Origin of the sequence: Burkholderia latens, from assembly GCF_001718795.1 — a bacterium.
GTDB classification, from domain to species: domain Bacteria; phylum Pseudomonadota; class Gammaproteobacteria; order Burkholderiales; family Burkholderiaceae; genus Burkholderia; species Burkholderia latens_A.
Window position 1 is genome coordinate 2,453,004 of sequence record NZ_CP013435.1, and the last position, 17,187, is coordinate 2,470,190.

The following is a 17,187-nucleotide window of genomic DNA, read 5'->3' on the forward strand; positions in this document are numbered from 1 at the left end:
TTGCGCACGGCGGCGTTTTTGCGTCGGGCGGCCCCGAGCGGGGGGCCCAGTGGTTCGTCGATTCGTCGGCTCAGCGCCGCAGCAGATACGCTAGCAACACCTCGGTGTTCATCCGGACCATCTCCGCGCGCTCGTCGGCTTCGCTGAAGTCGCGGCCGAGCGTCGCGGCGAGCGTGAAGCGGTTCGACACGATGTAGTAGCCGAGTCCCGACAGCGTTACGTAGAAGCGCAGTGGATCGACGTCGCTGCGGAACAGCCCGGCCTTCTGGCCGCGCATCAGCACGTTGCCGAGCTTCGCGACGATCGGCGACATCATCTCGCGGATCCGCGTCGACTTGTGCAGGTAGCGCGCTTCGTGGAGGTTCTCGTTGTTGATGAGCCGCAGCAGTTCGGGGTGGTCGCGGTAGTAGTCCCACACGAAATGTGCGAGCCGCGTGACGGCTTCGACGGGCGCGACGCCATCGAGATCGAGCACGCGCTCGGCTTCGGTCAGCGCGGAGAACGCGTGTTCGAGCACGGCCGTAAACAACTGCTCCTTGCTGCCGAAGTAGTAATACAGCATGCGCTCGTTGGTTTCGGCGCGCCGCGCGATCTGGTCGACGCGTGCGCCGAACAGCCCTCCACCCGCGAACTCTTCGGCTGCCGCCATCAGGATGCGGCGGCGTGTACCTTCAGGATCTCTTTTGATTTTTGGCTGATTCATGGTGGCGTTTTGCTATGTGAGCCGCGTGATCCGGACCGGTACCCCCACCGCCTCGGCGCCGGCCGCCGTCGAACGGACGCGCCGCGCGCGGCCGCCCTACTGCTGAGCCCCTGCAAAAAAGCGGTTCGATTATGCGCATAGACGGCGTCCAGCGCAATGCGGGAAATCGGCGATAATCGAGGTTTGGCAAACCTTTCCGGCCACGTGCGACGTGGCCGAGAGCCATTCGGCGCTGCCGCGCCCGTTGTCACCGTGACCGATTCCAAGACCCTCGCGGATCGCATCGAAGATCTGCTTCCCCAGACGCAATGCACGAAGTGCGGCTATGACGGCTGCCGTCCGTACGCCGAGGCGATCGCCGCCGGCGACGCGAACTACAACCAGTGCCCGCCCGGCGGCGCCGAAGGCATCGCGCGCCTCGCGAAACTGCTCGGCAAGCCGGTGATTCCGCTGAATCCCGTCAACGGCGCCGAGCACCCTCGCGCCGTCGCGTTCATCGACGAAAACCTGTGCATCGGCTGCACGCTGTGCATGCAGGCGTGCCCGGTCGATGCGATCGTCGGCGCGCCGAAACAGATGCATACGATCGTCGAATCGCTGTGCACGGGATGCGACCTGTGCGTGCCGCCCTGCCCGGTCGACTGCATCGCGATGGTTCCCGTCACCGGCGAGCGCACCGGCTGGGACGCGTGGTCGCAGGAACAGGCCGACGCCGCGCGCGAACGCCACGACCGCAGGCTCGCACGCCAGCGCCGCGACCGCGAGGCCGCCGAAGCGCGCGCGGCCGCCCGCCGCGCGGCGAGCGCGAGTGCCGGTGCGGGCAACGCGCCGGCCGCGGCAGACACCGGCAAAGCGAGCGCCGCACCCGCCGACGACGCCGACGCGAAGAAACGCGCGATCATCGCAGCTGCGCTCGAACGCGCGCGCAAGAAGAAGGAAGAGCTGTCCGCGCAAGGCGCTGCGCCGAAGAACACCGAGGGCGTGAGTGCGGCCGTGCAGGCGCAGATCGATGCGGCCGAAGCCCGCCGCAAGCGGCTCGCAGAACAGCAGGCGCAGCGTGACGCCGAGGCCGCGGCAGCCGACCGCGCCGGCAGCACGCCAGAAGACAACAACGCCGCGCAAAACGGCCCGGCCGCCCCGCCCGACAAGCACCGTCCATGAACGCCACCAAACGACGCGCGATCTACGAAACGCTGCAAAGCCTCAATCCGCATCCGACCACCGAGCTCGAATACACGACGCCGTTCGAGTTGCTGATCGCGGTGATGCTGTCGGCGCAGGCAACCGACGTGTCGGTCAACAAGGCAATGCGGAAGATGTTTCCGGTCGCGAACACCCCGCGACAAATCGTCGCGCTCGGCGAGGAAGGCGTCGCCGACTACATCAAGACGATCGGTCTGTACCGCACGAAGGCGAAGAACGTGATCGCGACGTGCAACATCCTGCTCGAGCGCTACGACGGCGAGGTGCCGGCCGATCGCGAAGCGCTCGAGAGCCTGCCGGGCGTAGGCCGCAAGACCGCGAACGTGGTGCTCAACACCGCGTTCGGCCAGCCGACCATCGCGGTCGATACACACATCTTCCGCGTCGCGAATCGCACGGGGCTTGCGCCGGGCAAGGACGTGCGGGCCGTCGAGGCCGCGCTCGAGAAGTTCACGCCGAAGGAATTCCTGCACGACGCGCATCACTGGCTGATCCTGCACGGACGCTACGTATGCAAGGCGCGCAAGCCCGAATGCTGGCACTGCGCGATCGAGCCGCTGTGCGAATTCCGTCCGAAAACGCCGCCGCCGAACGAATGATGCGCGTCAGCCGCGGCTGACGAATCATCGCATCGGGTTATCTGCTCGCGGCACGCGCGGTGCGGCCGGCCGGCGCCGTTACGCGCCGGCGGCTTCCCCTTTCCCGTCAAGCATTGGACGTCGCCGTCGCGTCGTCGGCTGCCGCGCCGCCCGCGCGCACCAGCGCCAGCACGGCCGCGAGGATCGCGACGGCGCCCGCCCACTGCAGCGGCGCCAGCGCTTCGCCGAACAGCAGCGCGGCGAGCGCGACCGTCACGACCGGTTCGAGCGTCGACAACATCGACGTACGCGCGGCCCCGAGCCGCTCCAGCCCGGCGAAGAACGCGAGCATCGCGGCCACCGTTGACACCAGCGCGATCGCCAGCATCGACGCCCAGCCGGCGGCCGTCGCCGGCCAGCGCGGCGGCGCGCCGAACGCTGCGGTCCGCACCAGCGCGATCGCGACGAGCGTCGCGGTCGCCGACAGGCAAATGATCGCGGTGGTCGCGACCGGATCGACGCCGCGCGTCGCTTTCGTGCCACCGACGATGTACAGCGAATAGATCACCGCGGCGGCCAGCGCAAGCGCGATGCCGAGCGGCTCGCCATGGCCGCCGCCGACCATCAGCGCGGAACCCGCGACGCAGAGCACCAGCGCGATCGCCTTCGCGCGCGTGAGACGCTCGCCGAGCCACCACGCGGCCAGCAGCGTGACGAATGCCGGGTACAGGTAGAGCAGCAGCGCGACGAGACTCGCCTGCGCATGCTGCAGCGCGCTGAAATAGCAGAACGACTGCCCGACGTAGCCGAGCGCGCCCATCGCGACGAGCGGCGCGAGCGCACGGCCGCGCGGCCAGGCGACGCGGCGGTGCCGTGCGATCGCGGCGAGGACCGCACCCCCGATCGCGAAGCGCACGATCAATAGTCCGAGCACGTCGACGCCGCCCGCATACGCATAGCGGCCGAAGATCGCCATCGCGCCGAACGCGGCGGCGGACAACGCGACATAAAGCGCGCCCTGCAGCGCGGCGGAAGGTGAGCGAACGGTGGCGGACATGGCGAAACGGCGCGAGCGCGACGACGGGAATCGTCGGAGTGTAGCGGCGCGGCGGCAGCCAGCCTAGCCCGCGCTTACCCGTTGCGCCGCGCGGCCGACGCAGCGGCAGTCAACGCCGCCTGCGCGGACCAGCAGCCAGCGCCCACAGCCGCCGCCACGCGCGACGAGGCCGCCTGCATCGCGCGCCGACCCGGCGTACAATGCGCGACGCGGCACGACGCCGCCCGAATCACGACGTTTCCCCACCATGTTCAATCCGAGTCGCGACGAAGTCCGTCGCTTTTTCACCGAAACCTGGCGCAAGCAGCGCGCAGGCGAGATCCTGACGCCGCTGGAAGCGATGGCCGCCGACTGGATCGCCGAGCACCCCGAATACCATGACGACCTCGCGGACGCCGACGGCGCCGCCGCGCGCAATTACACGCCCGAGGAAGGCCGCACGAATCCGTTCCTGCATCTGTCGATGCATCTCGCGATCAGCGAGCAGTTGTCGATCGACCAGCCGCCCGGCATCCGCGCCGCGCACGACAAGCTGGCCGCGAAGCTCGACTCGACGCACGAAGCGCAGCACGCGATCATGGAATGCCTCGGCGAAACGATCTGGGAAGCGCAGCGCACGGGCACGCCCCCCGATACGGACGCTTACCTGCAGCGCATCCTGCATCGCGCGTCGCGCGACTGAGCGCCGCGGCGCTGCGGCCATATCGGCCGACGGACAAAAAAATACCCCGCCGCGGCGGGGTATTCGTGCCGCACGGGCCGCAACGGCCCGGCGCGCTTACTTCTTGAAGACGAGGTCGGTCTCTTTCAGCGATTCGATGTAGGCCGCGATGTCCTTCATGTCGTTGACCGACAGGTTCTGCACCTGCGCCTGCATGATCGCGTTGTTGCGGCCGAGCAGCGGGTTCGTCAGGCCCATCTGGTACTGGCGCATCGCCCACACGAGGTAATCGGCGTGCTGGCCCGCGAGGCGCGGATACTCGGCGTTGATCGGCTTGTTCAGCTGCGCGCCGTGGCAGGCCGCGCAGTTGTGCGATTCGACCAGTTCCTTGCCCTTCGTGATGTCTGCCGCATGCGCGGTGCCGATCGCGAGGCCGGCCGCCAGTGCAACCGCCGCCGTCTTGAATGCGTTGTTCATGAATGCTCCTGTCCCGCCGGTAAGAATCGGCGGCGCGCGCTTTACTTGTAGGGATTGTCCTTCGTGTCGGCCTTCTGTGCGGCGTAGTAGGCCGACAGATCCGCGATGTCCTGATCCGTCAGCGAACCGGCGATCGCGTTCATCGACGGGAAGTGACGATCCTTCTTGCGGTAGGCCTTCAGCGCGTTCTCGAGGTATTGCTGGTTCTGCCCGCCGAGGACGGGCACCCGGTAGACCTCCGGGTACGCCGCGCGGTAATCCTGGATGCCGTGGCAACCGATACACATGGCGGCCTTGCTCGCCCCGTCCTTCGGGTTGCCGACCACACCGGCCGCCTGCGCGCTGCCCGCGAGCGCCACGAGCGCTGCGACAACGACGTGTTTGCCGACGAATTTGTTCATAGCTCTTGTAACCTAGCTTGAGGGGAAACTGGCGCCGAAGCGGCAACGGCCCGCGCCGGTTTGCTTATCGGATCGCCACGCAGGCCAAAAAAAACGGCCAGATTGTACCGCGTCGGCGGGGAACGCGTCCATATTGGCGCCCCGGTCCGCCCCGCCGCAGCCCCGCAACGATACGCGGGCGCCGCCTGCCCGGACAGCCCTTCTGACTTATACTGGGTTTTTTTGCGATTAAGAAGAGCGCCGCCATGCGTTTCGAAGGATCCTCGCACTACGTCGCCACCGACGACCTGAAGCTCGCGGTCAACGCCGCGCTGACGCTGCAACGCCCGCTGCTGATCAAGGGCGAGCCCGGCACCGGCAAGACGATGCTCGCCGAGGAAGTCGCCGCCGCGCTCGACATGCCGCTGCTGCAATGGCACATCAAGTCGACGACGAAGGCGCAGCAGGGCCTGTACGAATACGACGCGGTGTCGCGGCTGCGCGACTCCCAGCTCGGCGACGAGCGCGTGAAGGACATCGCAAACTACATCGTGAAAGGCGTGCTGTGGCAGGCCTTCGACGCCGAACGCCCGAGCGTGCTGCTGATCGACGAGATCGACAAGGCCGACATCGAATTCCCGAACGATCTGCTGCGCGAGCTCGACCGGATGGAGTTCCACGTGTACGAGACGCGCGAGACCATTCGCGCGAAGCACCGGCCGCTCGTGATCATCACGTCGAACAACGAGAAGGAGCTGCCCGACGCGTTCCTGCGCCGCTGCTTCTTCCACTACATCCAGTTTCCGGACGCGGCGACGATGCAGAAGATCGTCGCCGTCCACTTCCCGAACATCCGCGAAGAGCTGCTGCACGCGGCACTGCAAAGCTTCTTCGAGTTGCGTGGCGTGTCGGGGTTGAAGAAGAAGCCGTCGACGTCCGAGCTGCTCGACTGGCTGAAGCTGCTGCTCGCCGAGAACATCCCGGCCGACGCGCTGCGCGGCGCCGATGCGAAGCAGATCGTGCCGCCGCTCGCAGGCGCGCTGCTGAAGAACGAGCAGGATCTGAGCCTGCTCGAGCGGCTCGTCTACATGAACCGGCACAACCGGTAATCGACCCGCGAAGGCCCGGCCATGCTGCTCAATTTCTTCTACGCGCTGCGCGCAGCCAAGCTGCCCGTCTCGGTGAAGGAATACCTGACGCTGCTCGAATCGCTGAAGGCCGGGCTGATCTCGCCGTCGATCGACGCGTTCTACTTCCTCGCGCGGATGACGCTCGTCAAGGACGAGCAGTACTTCGACAAGTTCGACCAGGCGTTCGGTGCGTATTTCCACGGCGTGTCCACGCTGCCGTCCGAAGCGTTCGACATTCCGCTCGACTGGCTCGAGAAGCGGCTCGAACGGGAGTTGTCGCCGGAAGAAAAGGCGCAGATCGACGCGCTGGGCGGCCTCGACAAGCTGATGGAGCGCCTGAAGGAATTGCTCGACGAGCAGAAGGCGCGCCACGAAGGCGGCAACAAGTGGATCGGCACCGGCGGCACGTCGCCGTTCGGGCACGGCGGCTACAACCCCGAAGGGATGCGCATCGGCGGCCCGTCGAACGGCAACCGCACCGCGGTCAAGGTGTGGGAGGCGCGCGCGTATCGCGACTACGACGACTCCGTCGAGATCGGCACGCGCAACATCAAGGTCGCACTGCGGCGCCTGCGCCGCTTCGCGCGCGAAGGCGCGGCCGAGGAGCTCGACCTGCCCGGCACGATCCGCAGCACCGCCGCGAACGCCGGCTGGCTGGATCTGCGGATGGTGCCCGAGCGCCACAACAACGTGAAGGTGCTGATGCTGCTCGACGTCGGCGGCTCGATGGACGACCACATCAAGCGCACCGAGGAGCTGTTCTCGGCCGCGAAGGCCGAGTTCAAGCATCTGGAGTTCTACTACTTCCACAACTGCGTGTACGACCACCTGTGGAAGAACAACCGCCGCCGGCACTCGGAGCGCACCGCGACGTGGGACGTGCTGCACAAGTTCACGCCCGACTACAAGCTGATCTTCGTCGGCGATGCGACGATGAGCCCGTACGAAGTGCTGCAGCCGGGCGGCTCGGTCGAATACAACAACCCGGAAGCCGGCGCCGTATGGCTGCGCCGCCTCGCCGATCAGTTCCCCCACCATGCATGGCTGAATCCCGAGCCCGAGCGGCTATGGGAATACCGGCAATCGGTCTCGATCATTCGCGACGTGCTGGGTCAGCGCATGTATCCGCTCACGCTCGCCGGCCTAGAAACCGCGATGCGCGCACTCAGCAAGTAACGCACCCACCCAGCAGACACGAAGGCCGCGCCCCGGCGGCCTTGCCCCGGAGACAGCATGAACCCTTCGCCCACCGTGAGCGCCGGCCGCGCCGGCGGCCGCCGCTTTTTCGCCGACACGTCGGTGTCCACGCTCGTCGCCGGCTTCGTCGCGATGATGACCGGTTATACGAGCTCGCTCGTGCTGATGTTCCAGGCCGGACGGGCCGCGCACCTCACCGACGCGCAGATCTCGTCTTGGATCTGGGCGCTGTCGATCGGGATGGCGCTGACGACGATCGGCCTGTCGCTGCGCTTTCGCGCGCCCGTCGTCGTCGCATGGTCGACGCCCGGCGCCGCACTGCTGATCACATCGCTGCCCGGCGTGCCGTATCCCGAAGCGATCGGCGCGTTCGTCGTGTGCGCGGTGCTGTTGACGGCCGTCGGCGTAAGCGGGCTGTTCGACACGCTGATGAAGCGCATTCCGGCCGGCATCGCGGCCGCGCTGCTCGCGGGCATCCTGTTCGAGATCGGCATCGAGATCTTCCGCGCCGCGCAGTTCCAGACGGCGCTCGTGCTCGCGATGTTCTTCACGTACCTGATCGTCAAGCGGCTCGCGCCGCGCTATGCAATCGTCACGACGCTGATCGTCGGCACCGCCGTCGCAGGCGGGCTCGGTCTGCTCGACTTCAGCCATTTCCACATCGCGCTCGCGCAACCCGTGTTCACGATGCCCGCGTTCTCGATCGCATCGATCGTCAGCATCGGCATTCCGCTGTTCGTCGTCGCGATGGCGTCGCAAAACGTGCCGGGCATCGCGGTGCTGCGCGCGGACGGCTATCGGACACCGTCGTCGCCGCTGATCGCGACGACCGGCCTCGCGTCGCTGCTGCTCGCGCCGTTCGGCTCGCACGGCGTGAACCTCGCGGCGATCACGGCCGCGATCTGCACGGGCCCCGAAGCGCACGACGATCACGCGAAGCGCTACACGGCCGCCGTGTGGTGCGGCACGTTCTACCTGATCGCCGGCGTGTTCGGCGCGACGATCGCCGCGCTGTTCGCCGCGCTGCCGAAGGCGCTCGTCGTGTCGGTGGCCGCGCTCGCGCTGTTCGGCTCGATCATGAGCGGGCTCGCGAATGCGATGCAGGATGTGAAGCAGCGCGAAGCCGCGCTCGTCACGTTCATGGTCACCGCGTCGGGCCTTACGCTGCTGTCGATCGGCTCGGCGTTCTGGGGGCTTGTCGCGGGCGTCGTCACGCAGGTGATCCTGAATGCGCGGCGCCCCGCGTAGCGCCGCGTCGCGCGCGTGCGCGACGCAAAAGGCACGCCACAACGTGCGCGACGCGAATCGGGCCTAGAATAGTGGATCGGAGGCGGCGCCTGCGCCGCCTCGCTTCGCTGCCGCGCTCGCGCGGCCCGTGAGAACCCCGGCGCCCCGCGCCCTCCTCCCGAATCGCCATGACCAACGCACTCGACCAGCTGAAGCAGTACACGACCGTCGTCGCCGACACGGGCGATTTCCAGCAGCTTGCGCAATACAAGCCGCAGGATGCGACCACGAACCCGTCGCTGATCCTGAAGGCGGTCCAGAAGGACGCATACAAGCCGATCCTCGAGAAAACCGTCCGCGATCACCGCAACGAAAGCACCGATTTCATCATCGACCGCCTGCTGATCGCATTCGGCACCGAGATCCTGAAGCTGATCCCGGGCCGCGTGTCGACCGAAGTCGACGCGCGCCTGTCGTTCGACACGCAGCGCTCGATCGACAAGGGCCGCGAACTCATCAAGCTGTACGAAGCGGCCGGCGTCGGCCGCGAACGCATCCTGATCAAGCTCGCATCGACGTGGGAAGGCATCCGCGCGGCCGAGGTGCTGCAAAAGGAAGGGATCAAGTGCAACATGACCCTGCTTTTCTCGCTCGTGCAGGCCGCCGCATGCGCGGAAGCCGGCGCGCAGCTGATCTCGCCGTTCGTCGGCCGCATCTACGACTGGTACAAGAAGCAGGCCGGCGCCGACTGGGACGAAGCGAAGAACGGCGGCGCGAACGATCCGGGCGTGCAGTCGGTGCGCCGCATCTACACGTACTACAAGACGTTCGGCTACAAGACCGAAGTGATGGGCGCGAGCTTCCGCACGACCAGCCAGATTACCGAGCTCGCCGGCTGCGACCTGCTGACGATCAGCCCGGACCTGCTGCAGAAGCTGCACGACAGCAACGAAACGGTCGCGCGCAAGCTGTCCCCGGACGCGCTGCACGACACGCCGACCGAGCGCGTCGCGATCGACGAGGCGTCGTTCCGCTTCCAGCTGAACGACGAAGCGATGGCGACGGAAAAACTTGCCGAAGGCATTCGCGTGTTCGCCGCCGACGCGGTAAAGCTCGAGAAGCTCATCGACGCGCTGCGCTGAACCGCGCTCATGTGACGGCCGTCGGCCGATCTGTCAGCAAGCCTGACAACAGCCGTCAGTTGCACGACGAAACGGCCGCGAACGACGTGTTCGCGGCCGTTTTATTTTTCATTCCCTCGTCAAGCGCGCGCACTACAATCCACGTCACGAGTGCGGCGGCCGCATCCCGTCGCGCTCTTTACGGTCAATCCCCGCAGTACCCGAGCCGGCGCAGCCCCGCCGGCCCGGTCCACAGGAGACAACGATGCAAGTCGAACCGTATCTGACGTTCTACGGCCGCGCGGAAGAAGCCCTTCAGTTCTACGAAAAGGCGCTCGGTGCGAAGACGATGTTCAAGATGCACTTCAAGGATGCGCCGCCGAACCCGGACTACCCGATCGCGCCGGAAATGGCCGACAAGGTGATGCACGCAAGCTTCAAGATCGGCGAGTCGATGATCATGTGCTCCGACGGCGACTGCAGCCAGCCGGCCGGCGCCGCGCACGCCGGCTATTCGCTGTCGCTGAATCCGGCAACCGTCGACGAAGGACAGAGGCTGTTCAATGCGCTCGCCGACGGCGGCGAAGTGACGATGCCGTTCGGCAAGACGTTCTGGGCGCTCGGCTTCGGGATGGCAAAGGATCGCTTCGGCGTGCACTGGATGGTCAACGTCGAGGACCTGTCGCAACGCGAGGAACTCGCGAAACGCGCGCAAGGCTGACGCAAACGAAAACGCCCGCCACTTCGCAGTGACGGGCGTTTTCTTTGCCGCACGGCGTTCGCCACGCGGCTGGCGACCGCGCCGCGCGCGCCGGTCAGCTCTCGACGACGTCGAGATAGTCCTCCGGACGCGTGCGATCCTCCGCATGCGCCATGCCGATCACGCGCACCAGCACGCTCACCACGATCGACACCACCAGGTTCACGATCAGCGACCACACGGCCGCGTAGCCGGGAATCGCGAGACCGAACAGGTGGATCGTGAAGATCGAGCCGGCCAGCTTCAGCGAGATCGCCATCCACGTGCCGCACACGATGCCGGCCGCCCAGCCTGCGAGCAGGCCGCGGTGGTCGAGCACGCGCGTGTACAGGCCGAGCACGATCGCCGGCAATGTCTGGATGATCCAGATCCCGCCGAGCAGTTGCAGCTGGATCGCGTACGTGAGCGGCAAGCCGAGAATGAACGCGACTGCACCGACCTTCACGATCAGCGACACGAGCTTCGCGACGTGCGTCTCCTGGTCGTGCGTCATGTTGCGGTTCACGAACTCGCGATGAATGTTGCGCGTGTACAGGTTCGCCGCCGCGATCGACATGATCGCCGCGGGCACCAGCGCGCCGATGCCGATCGCCGCGAACGCGACGCCGACGAACCACGACGGGAAGTAGTTGAGGAACAGCGCGGGCACCGCGAAGTTCGGGCCGAACGCCTTGAAGTACGGCGCGTACTGCGGCATGTCCTTCACGCCGGACGCGAGCGCCATGTAGCCGAGCAGCGCAAGCAGGCCGAGCACGAACGAGTACGCGGGCAGCATCGCCATGTTGCGGCGGATCGTGTTGCCCGACGACGACGACAGGATCGCCGTGACCGAGTGCGGATACAGGAACAGCGCGAGCGCGGAGCCGATCGCGAGCGTCGCGTACGCGCTGTAGCCGTTCAGGCTCATCGCATCGGGCGCCTTCAGCAGCAGCTTCGCGGGCGGCACGGTCGAGAAGATGTGCCCGAACCCGCCGAGCTTCGCGGGGATCACGATGACCGCGGCGGCGATCGTGATGTAGATCAGGATGTCCTTCACGATCGCGATCATCGCGGGCGCGCGCAGCCCCGACGTGTACGTATACGCGGCGAGGATCGCGAACGCGATGATCAGCGGCAGGTCGCCGACAAAGCCGGTCGTGTCGAATCCGAGCGCACCGATCACGACCTCGATACCGACGAGCTGCAACGCGATGTACGGCATCGTCGCGAGGATGCCCGTCACAGCGATCGCGAGCGCGAGCATCCGGCTGCCATACCGTGCGTTGACGAAGTCGGCGGCCGTCACGTAACCGTGCCGTTTTGCGATGCTCCACAGCTTCGGGAACACGACGAACGCGAACGGGTAGATCAGGATCGTGTACGGCAGTGCGAAGAAGCCCATCGCGCCGGCGCCGAACACGAGCGCGGGCACTGCGACGAACGTGTACGCCGTGTAGAGGTCGCCGCCGAGCAGGAACCACGTGACGATCGTGCCGAAGCGGCGGCCGCCGAGGCCCCATTCGTCGAGGTGGGCGAGGTCGCCGCGCCGCCAGTTCGCGGCGAGAAAGCCGAGGATGGTGACGCCGATGAACAGCAGGACGAAGACGAAGGTGGCGCCGAGATTCATTGAGCACCTCCGCGCGTGCCGCCCGACTTCCACGCGTTCTTGGTCTTGTAGTACACGAACGCGGTGATCACCGCGCTAATGAACACCCACAGCAGCTGATACCAATAGAAGAACGGAAATCCCAGCCATTGCGGTTCGATCTTGCTGTACGACGGCACCCAGACCATCGCAATCAGCGGCAGCACCAGCAGCCAGAGCCAGCGCTTGGCGGCCCGATTGGCGTCGGCATCGTGAGCCATGACGTCTCCTCATCTTTCCCGGTTATCGATCTTGTTGAGCGGGTACGGCGGCGAGAGGAGCGGCAAAACGGGTAAGCTGCGGCTCCCCTGGCTTCGCGCCAGTATAGGAGCCGCGCGCGCACGGTCAAGCGGGGGCGAACCCGAGGTGATCCGCCCCTGATCGCGCGGTTGCACCGGCATGCGGCCGGCGCATGAGCGTCAGATCGCGAACGATGCGTCGCGCGCGCCCGTCGTTTCTTTCAAAGCTTTCACCCACTTGCGAGCGGGTAGCTTCAGCGTGTCCTCGATCAGCTTCGCGCGAGCGTCAAGCTGTGCGAACGACACGTCGAGCGACGGGCCGGAGAACGCGATCGCGATCCGGTTGCCGTCGTGCACTTCCGGCAGCGCGATCACGCGATGATCGAACGCCGCGTTCAGATGTTTCATGTTGCGCACGAAGCTCGGATGGTCGCCGAACAGGTTGATCGTCGCGATGCCGGCATCCGCGAGGCAGCCGCGCACCGCGCGGTAGAACGCGACGCTGTCGAGCACGGGGCCGCGCGCGGTCGCATCGTACAGGTCGATCTGCAGCACGCCCGTCGTGCCGCGGTTGGCCGGGTCGTTGACGAAGTCCCATGCGTCGGCTTCGTGCACGACGAGGCGGTCGTCGTCGGGCGGCAGCGCGAACATCGTGCGCGCGGCGACGATCACGGCCGGATTCAGCTCGACTGCCTCGACCTTCGCATGCGGCAGGAAGCGGTGCGAGAACTTCGTCAGCGCGCCGGTGCCGAGCCCGAGCTGCACGATTCGCGCGGGCGTTTCGAGGAACAGCAGCCACGCCATCATCTGCTGCGCGTATTCGAGCTCGATGTGCAACGGCTTCGAGATGCGCATCGCGCCCTGCACCCACTCGGTGCCGAAGTGCAGGAAGCGCACGCCGCGTTCTTCCGAGAACGTGACCGGCGCGAAGCGCGGCTTGCGCGGCGCGTCGAGGACGGGCACGTCGTCGTGCTCGCCGATCTCCGGGCGGCGCTTCACGCGCGGCGGCTGCAGTTTGTCGGAACCGTTGTACGCGGACGGCTGGCGTTGCTTGAACGCGCGCGCCTCGGCGGACGCGCGCTTGATCAGTCGGGTCATGATGAATCTCGCTGGGTGACACTGGAGCAGGCTGAATCGGCCTGGATGAGCGGACGAGAGGATAGCATTGGTGACGCTCCGGGCCACGGTACGCGCACCCGCTCTCCGCCGGCTGGCCATGTGCGCGACTTGCACCTGATATCCTCGCAGTGCGTGCGCGACGAGAAAGCGACTTCCCCTGACCGCGAGAAAATCACATGACGTCGAACGACAAGAAGATCTGGTTCCCGGCGAAACGCTACGGGTGGGGATGGGGGTTGCCGGTCGCGTGGCAAGGCTGGGTCGTGCTGTTGCTGTTCGCGATCGGCGTCATCGCGTGCGCGTGGCTCGCGCCGCCGCAACGCTCGCCGCTTGCCTACGCCGCGTGCATCGCGGTGCTGGTCGCGCTGCTGACTGCGGTGTGCTGGCTCAAGGGCGAGAAACCTCGCTGGCGATGGGGCAACGACGATTGAGCTTCAACGCGGCACGCAAGCCCATGCCGTTGCGATTCGTCGGCACTGCCCTCAGTCGAAGCGGTCGAACATGCCGCGCGGGAGTTCGCGGGGCGAGCAAGACGAAAATGCTCGAATCTGTGGCGAAGCTTGGACGCGACCGGGCCAATTGTCGTCGGGCGCGATCACCGGTCGCAAGCAGAAGGGCACGTCGAAATCGTGTTCGCAGCCGGACGACAGCCGTGGTTCCAGTCTTTTCGACGCGCTGGCCGCCGCTGCTGCCCTGAGCGCCGGACGATCAAAGCACGATTCGGCGCCAATGCTCGAGCTTTTGCTCGAACGACAGCATTGCGTTCGCCGGACTCGACGACGGCAGCACGAGGGTCTCGTACCCTGCCTCGCCGATCACACTGGCAAAGCGCCCCGCCGTCTTCCCGTTGAAACACACTTTCTTCAGCAACGGCGCATGTTCGCGCAACGACGCGAAGTCATTCGGCTTCGCGTTGCGGATCGCGGAATCGAGACTGCCTTCGCGATGGCATGCATCGAGCACGTCCCAGATGCCGATGCCGCGCGCGAGCACGCGTTCGAGCCGCGCATCGTACGCAAGCTCGTGCAACCCGGGTTCGCCGAGCACCGCGCCCAACAACCGCCAGAACTGATTGCGCGGATGCGCGTAGTACTGCGCGGCATCGAGCGACGCCTCGCCGGGAAAGCTGCCGAGGATCATCGTATGCGTATGCGCGGCGACGACTGGCGGAAAGCCTTGCAGCATCACCGTTCTCCGCGTGGCCCGCACGAGCGCGGCCCGTCACCGTGCGCGTCGAGATGACGCCACAGTGCGGGCAGCATGCATTCGGTGACCATCAGCGGCTCGCCGTGCCGCTGAAACACCGAGCGCCGCGCGGCGAATGCGTGCGGCGCCCGCTCGCCCCGCAACGCATGGCACGCGAGCGCATACAGCGGATGGCCGGCGATCACGCGCCGGCTGACGAGCGCCGAGCGCTCGACCTGCGGATCGCTGTACAGCAGCTCGGCGAGCGGCCGCGTGCGCAGGCGCCGCATCGCCTGCCACACGCCCTTGCTGGCCGCGAGCGGCGCGATGCTGTGCGCGGCGACGTACGGCGTGCCGTCGACCGACAGAATCACCTCGCGCACCCACATCGGCGCGCGCGGCGCGCTGCCGAGCGCGTCGGGTTCGTCGAACCACGGGCCGTCGACGGCCTCGCGCGTCACACGCACGCTCACGCTGCCGAGCCGCGCGAGATGCGCGGTCAGCGATCCGCCGCGCGTGAGCCAGTCGCGCTGGTCGAGCGTGCAGCCGGGCCGCGGCGTGTCGCGCCAGCCGGCCCGTGCGCCGTCGAATCGCATCCGCGCGTTCACGCCGTGCGCGACAGCAGCAGCGCGTTGGTCCGCTTCACGAAGCTGGCCGGATCGTCGAGCATCCCGCCTTCGGCCAGCAGCGCCTGGTCGAACAGCAGATGGCACCAGTCGCCGAAATCGGCGCTGTCGGCGTTCAGCTGCTTCACGAGCGCGTGCTCGGGATTGATCTCGAGGATCGGCTGCATCGCCGGCGCGTTCTGGCCGGCCGCCTTCAGCATCCGCTGCAGGTAACCGCTCATGTCGTTGTCGTCCGCGACGAGGCACGACGGCGAATCGGTCAGGCGGAACGTGACGCGCACCTCCTTCACCTTGTCGCCGAGCGCTTCCTTCATCTTGTCGACGACCGGCTTGATCGCCTCGCCCGCCTGCTGCTGCGCCTTCTTTTCCTCGTCGTTCAGCTCGCCGAGGTCGAGGTCGCCGCGGGCCACGCTCGCGAGCGGCTTGCCGTCGAATTCGTGCAGGAACGACAGCATCCATTCGTCGACGCGATCGGTCAGCAGCAGCACCTCGACGCCCTTCTTGCGGAACACTTCCAGATGGGGGCTGTTCTTCGCGGCCTGCCACGTATCGGCGGTCACGTAGTAGATCTTGCTTTGCTCCGGCTTCATCCGCGACACGTAGTCGGCGAGCGACACGTCCTGCGCGTCGGTGTCGCCGTGCGTCGACGCGAAGCGCAGCAGCTTCGCGATGCGCTCGCGGTTCGCGTGATCCTCGCCGACGCCTTCCTTCAGCACCTGGCCGAACGCGCTCCAGAACGTCTTGTACTTCTCCTTGCCGGCATCGTCTTCCGCGTTCGCCAGCTCCTCGAGCATCGACAGCGCGCGCTTGGTCACGCCTTCGCGGATCGCCTTCACGTCGCGGCTTTCCTGCAGGATTTCACGCGACACGTTCAGCGGCAGGTCGGCCGAATCGACGACGCCCTTCACGAAGCGCAGATATTGCGGCAGCAGCTGCTCGGCATCGTCCATGATGAACACGCGCTTCACGTACAGCTTCAGGCCGCCGCGGTAGTCGCGGTTCCACAGGTCGAACGGCGCGCGCGCCGGCACGAACAGCAGCTGCGTATATTCGCTGCGGCCTTCGACGCGATTGTGGGTCCATGCGAGCGGATCCTGGTGGTCGTGCGCGATGTGCTGGTAAAACTGCGTGTACTGCTCGTCGGTGATGTCGCTCTTCGCACGCGTCCACAGCGCGCTCGCCTGGTTGACGGTCTCGTCCTCGTCCTTCAGGACCATCTCGCCCTTTTCCTGATCCCATTCTTCCTTGCGCATCAGGATCGGCAGTGCGATGTGATCGGAGTACTTCTGGATGATCGACTTCAGGCGATGCGACGACAGCAATTCGTCCTCGCCGTCGCGCAGGTGCAGCGTGATCGTCGTGCCGCGCTGCGCGCGCTCGATCGCATCGATCGTGAAGTCGCCCTCGCCCGCGCTTTCCCAGCGCACGGCCTCGTTCGCCGGCAGGCCGGCGCGGCGCGTCTCGACGGTGATCTTGTCGGCGACGATGAAGCCCGAGTAGAAGCCGACGCCGAACTGGCCGATCAGCGCCGCGTCCTTCTGCTGGTCGCCGGACAGCTTCGTGAAGAATTCCTTGGTACCCGAACGCGCAATCGTGCCGAGGTTCGCGATCGCTTCGTCGCGGCTCATGCCGATGCCGTTGTCCTCGATCGTGATCGTGCGCGCGGCCTTGTCGAAGCCGATGCGGATGCGCAGGTTCGGATCGTTCTCGTACAGCGCGTTGTCCGCGAGCGCTTCGAAACGCAGCTTGTCGGCCGCGTCGGACGCGTTCGACACCAGTTCGCGCAGGAAGATTTCCTTGTTGCTGTAGAGCGAATGAATCATCAGGTGGAGGAGCTGCTTGACCTCTGCCTGAAAGCTCATCGTTTCGTGTGCCATGGATGCTGTTTCCTCTTACTTGA

The 17,187-nt window shown here is 66.5% G+C and carries 19 protein-coding genes; 9 read left to right on the plus strand and 10 right to left on the minus strand.

All coding sequences use genetic code 11. From position 1 onward, the window contains the following. Nucleotides 1–70 precede the first annotated feature (70 nt). Nucleotides 71–703: a TetR family transcriptional regulator gene (locus WK25_RS11370; protein ID WP_040144743.1), complete on the minus strand. Its 633-nt coding sequence runs from the start codon at nucleotides 701–703 to the stop codon at nucleotides 71–73. Between the two features lie 156 nt (nucleotides 704–859). On the opposite strand from WK25_RS11370, the gene rsxB reads away from it, so the two are divergent. Next, nucleotides 860–1,864, plus strand: coding sequence for an electron transport complex subunit RsxB (gene rsxB / locus WK25_RS11375; protein ID WP_069241605.1), 1,005 nt, complete (start codon nucleotides 860–862; stop codon nucleotides 1,862–1,864). Then, entirely contained in the window at nucleotides 1,861–2,505 is a 645-nt protein-coding gene (nth, locus tag WK25_RS11380) for an endonuclease III (protein ID WP_040144745.1), read from the plus strand. Before rsxB ends, nth begins: the two co-directional genes overlap by 4 nt. A 106-nt stretch (nucleotides 2,506–2,611) precedes the next feature. On the opposite strand, the gene WK25_RS11385 is transcribed toward nth, so the two are convergent. Beyond that, the gene (locus tag WK25_RS11385) at nucleotides 2,612–3,541 is read right to left on the minus strand and encodes a DMT family transporter (RefSeq protein WP_059546363.1); all 930 of its coding nucleotides are present in this window, start codon (nucleotides 3,539–3,541) and stop codon (nucleotides 2,612–2,614) included. Between the two features lie 247 nt (nucleotides 3,542–3,788). Between WK25_RS11385 and WK25_RS11395 the strand changes: the two genes are divergently transcribed. Then, on the plus strand, nucleotides 3,789–4,223 hold the full coding sequence (locus tag WK25_RS11395) for a DUF1841 family protein (RefSeq protein WP_069241607.1): 435 nt from the start codon (nucleotides 3,789–3,791) through the stop codon (nucleotides 4,221–4,223). Between the two features lie 96 nt (nucleotides 4,224–4,319). On the opposite strand, the gene WK25_RS11400 is transcribed toward WK25_RS11395, so the two are convergent. Then, nucleotides 4,320–4,679, minus strand: coding sequence for a c-type cytochrome (locus WK25_RS11400; RefSeq protein WP_040144749.1), 360 nt, complete (start codon nucleotides 4,677–4,679; stop codon nucleotides 4,320–4,322). 41 nt (nucleotides 4,680–4,720) lie between these two features. Continuing rightward, entirely contained in the window at nucleotides 4,721–5,080 is a 360-nt protein-coding gene (locus WK25_RS11405; protein WP_006478192.1) for a c-type cytochrome, read from the minus strand. Between the two features lie 245 nt (nucleotides 5,081–5,325). Here WK25_RS11405 and WK25_RS11410 point away from each other — a divergent pair, with 245 nt between their 5' ends. The 5 genes from WK25_RS11410 to WK25_RS11430 all read left to right on the plus strand — a co-directional run bounded on the left by WK25_RS11410 (nucleotide 5,326) and on the right by WK25_RS11430 (nucleotide 10,455). Then, nucleotides 5,326–6,168 carry an AAA family ATPase gene (locus WK25_RS11410; protein WP_040144750.1) on the plus strand — a complete coding sequence of 281 codons (843 nt, stop codon included), beginning with the start codon at nucleotides 5,326–5,328 and terminating at the stop codon, nucleotides 6,166–6,168. A gap of 21 nt (nucleotides 6,169–6,189) precedes the next feature. After that, nucleotides 6,190–7,365, plus strand: coding sequence for a vWA domain-containing protein (locus tag WK25_RS11415; RefSeq protein ID WP_040144751.1), 1,176 nt, complete (start codon nucleotides 6,190–6,192; stop codon nucleotides 7,363–7,365). Nucleotides 7,366–7,422: 57 nt separating this feature from the next. Beyond that, the gene (locus WK25_RS11420; protein ID WP_069241608.1) at nucleotides 7,423–8,634 is read left to right on the plus strand and encodes a benzoate/H(+) symporter BenE family transporter; all 1,212 of its coding nucleotides are present in this window, start codon (nucleotides 7,423–7,425) and stop codon (nucleotides 8,632–8,634) included. Nucleotides 8,635–8,801: 167 nt separating this feature from the next. Then, nucleotides 8,802–9,755: a transaldolase gene (gene tal / locus WK25_RS11425; RefSeq protein ID WP_040144753.1), complete on the plus strand. Its 954-nt coding sequence runs from the start codon at nucleotides 8,802–8,804 to the stop codon at nucleotides 9,753–9,755. Nucleotides 9,756–9,999: 244 nt separating this feature from the next. Next, on the plus strand, nucleotides 10,000–10,455 hold the full coding sequence (locus WK25_RS11430) for a VOC family protein (RefSeq protein WP_040144754.1): 456 nt from the start codon (nucleotides 10,000–10,002) through the stop codon (nucleotides 10,453–10,455). Nucleotides 10,456–10,549: 94 nt separating this feature from the next. Here the strand turns inward: WK25_RS11430 and mctP are convergent, their stop codons facing one another. The 3 genes from mctP to WK25_RS11445 all read right to left on the minus strand — a co-directional run bounded on the left by mctP (nucleotide 10,550) and on the right by WK25_RS11445 (nucleotide 13,455). Further along, the gene (mctP, locus tag WK25_RS11435; RefSeq protein WP_040144755.1) at nucleotides 10,550–12,100 is read right to left on the minus strand and encodes a monocarboxylate uptake permease MctP; all 1,551 of its coding nucleotides are present in this window, start codon (nucleotides 12,098–12,100) and stop codon (nucleotides 10,550–10,552) included. Then, nucleotides 12,097–12,339: a DUF3311 domain-containing protein gene (locus tag WK25_RS11440; RefSeq protein ID WP_059546352.1), complete on the minus strand. Its 243-nt coding sequence runs from the start codon at nucleotides 12,337–12,339 to the stop codon at nucleotides 12,097–12,099. The genes mctP and WK25_RS11440 overlap by 4 nt, the downstream gene beginning before the upstream one ends. Nucleotides 12,340–12,537: 198 nt before the next feature. Continuing rightward, the gene (locus WK25_RS11445; RefSeq protein WP_069241609.1) at nucleotides 12,538–13,455 is read right to left on the minus strand and encodes a spermidine synthase; all 918 of its coding nucleotides are present in this window, start codon (nucleotides 13,453–13,455) and stop codon (nucleotides 12,538–12,540) included. Nucleotides 13,456–13,652: 197 nt separating this feature from the next. On the opposite strand from WK25_RS11445, the gene WK25_RS11450 reads away from it, so the two are divergent. Next, nucleotides 13,653–13,907: a hypothetical protein gene (locus WK25_RS11450; RefSeq protein WP_040144758.1), complete on the plus strand. Its 255-nt coding sequence runs from the start codon at nucleotides 13,653–13,655 to the stop codon at nucleotides 13,905–13,907. Nucleotides 13,908–14,184: 277 nt separating this feature from the next. On the opposite strand, the gene WK25_RS11455 is transcribed toward WK25_RS11450, so the two are convergent. The 3 genes from WK25_RS11455 to htpG are packed head-to-tail and all read right to left on the minus strand — an operon-like array spanning nucleotide 14,185 to nucleotide 17,164. Continuing rightward, on the minus strand, nucleotides 14,185–14,661 hold the full coding sequence (locus WK25_RS11455; RefSeq protein ID WP_059546349.1) for a DNA-deoxyinosine glycosylase: 477 nt from the start codon (nucleotides 14,659–14,661) through the stop codon (nucleotides 14,185–14,187). Then, nucleotides 14,661–15,257 (minus strand): chorismate--pyruvate lyase family protein, encoded by a 597-nt coding sequence (locus WK25_RS11460; RefSeq protein WP_069241986.1) that lies wholly within the window; start codon nucleotides 15,255–15,257, stop codon nucleotides 14,661–14,663. Before WK25_RS11460 ends, WK25_RS11455 begins: the two co-directional genes overlap by 1 nt. Nucleotides 15,258–15,265: 8 nt before the next feature. Further along, on the minus strand, nucleotides 15,266–17,164 hold the full coding sequence (gene htpG / locus WK25_RS11465; RefSeq protein WP_040144761.1) for a molecular chaperone HtpG: 1,899 nt from the start codon (nucleotides 17,162–17,164) through the stop codon (nucleotides 15,266–15,268). Nucleotides 17,165–17,187 lie beyond the last annotated feature (23 nt).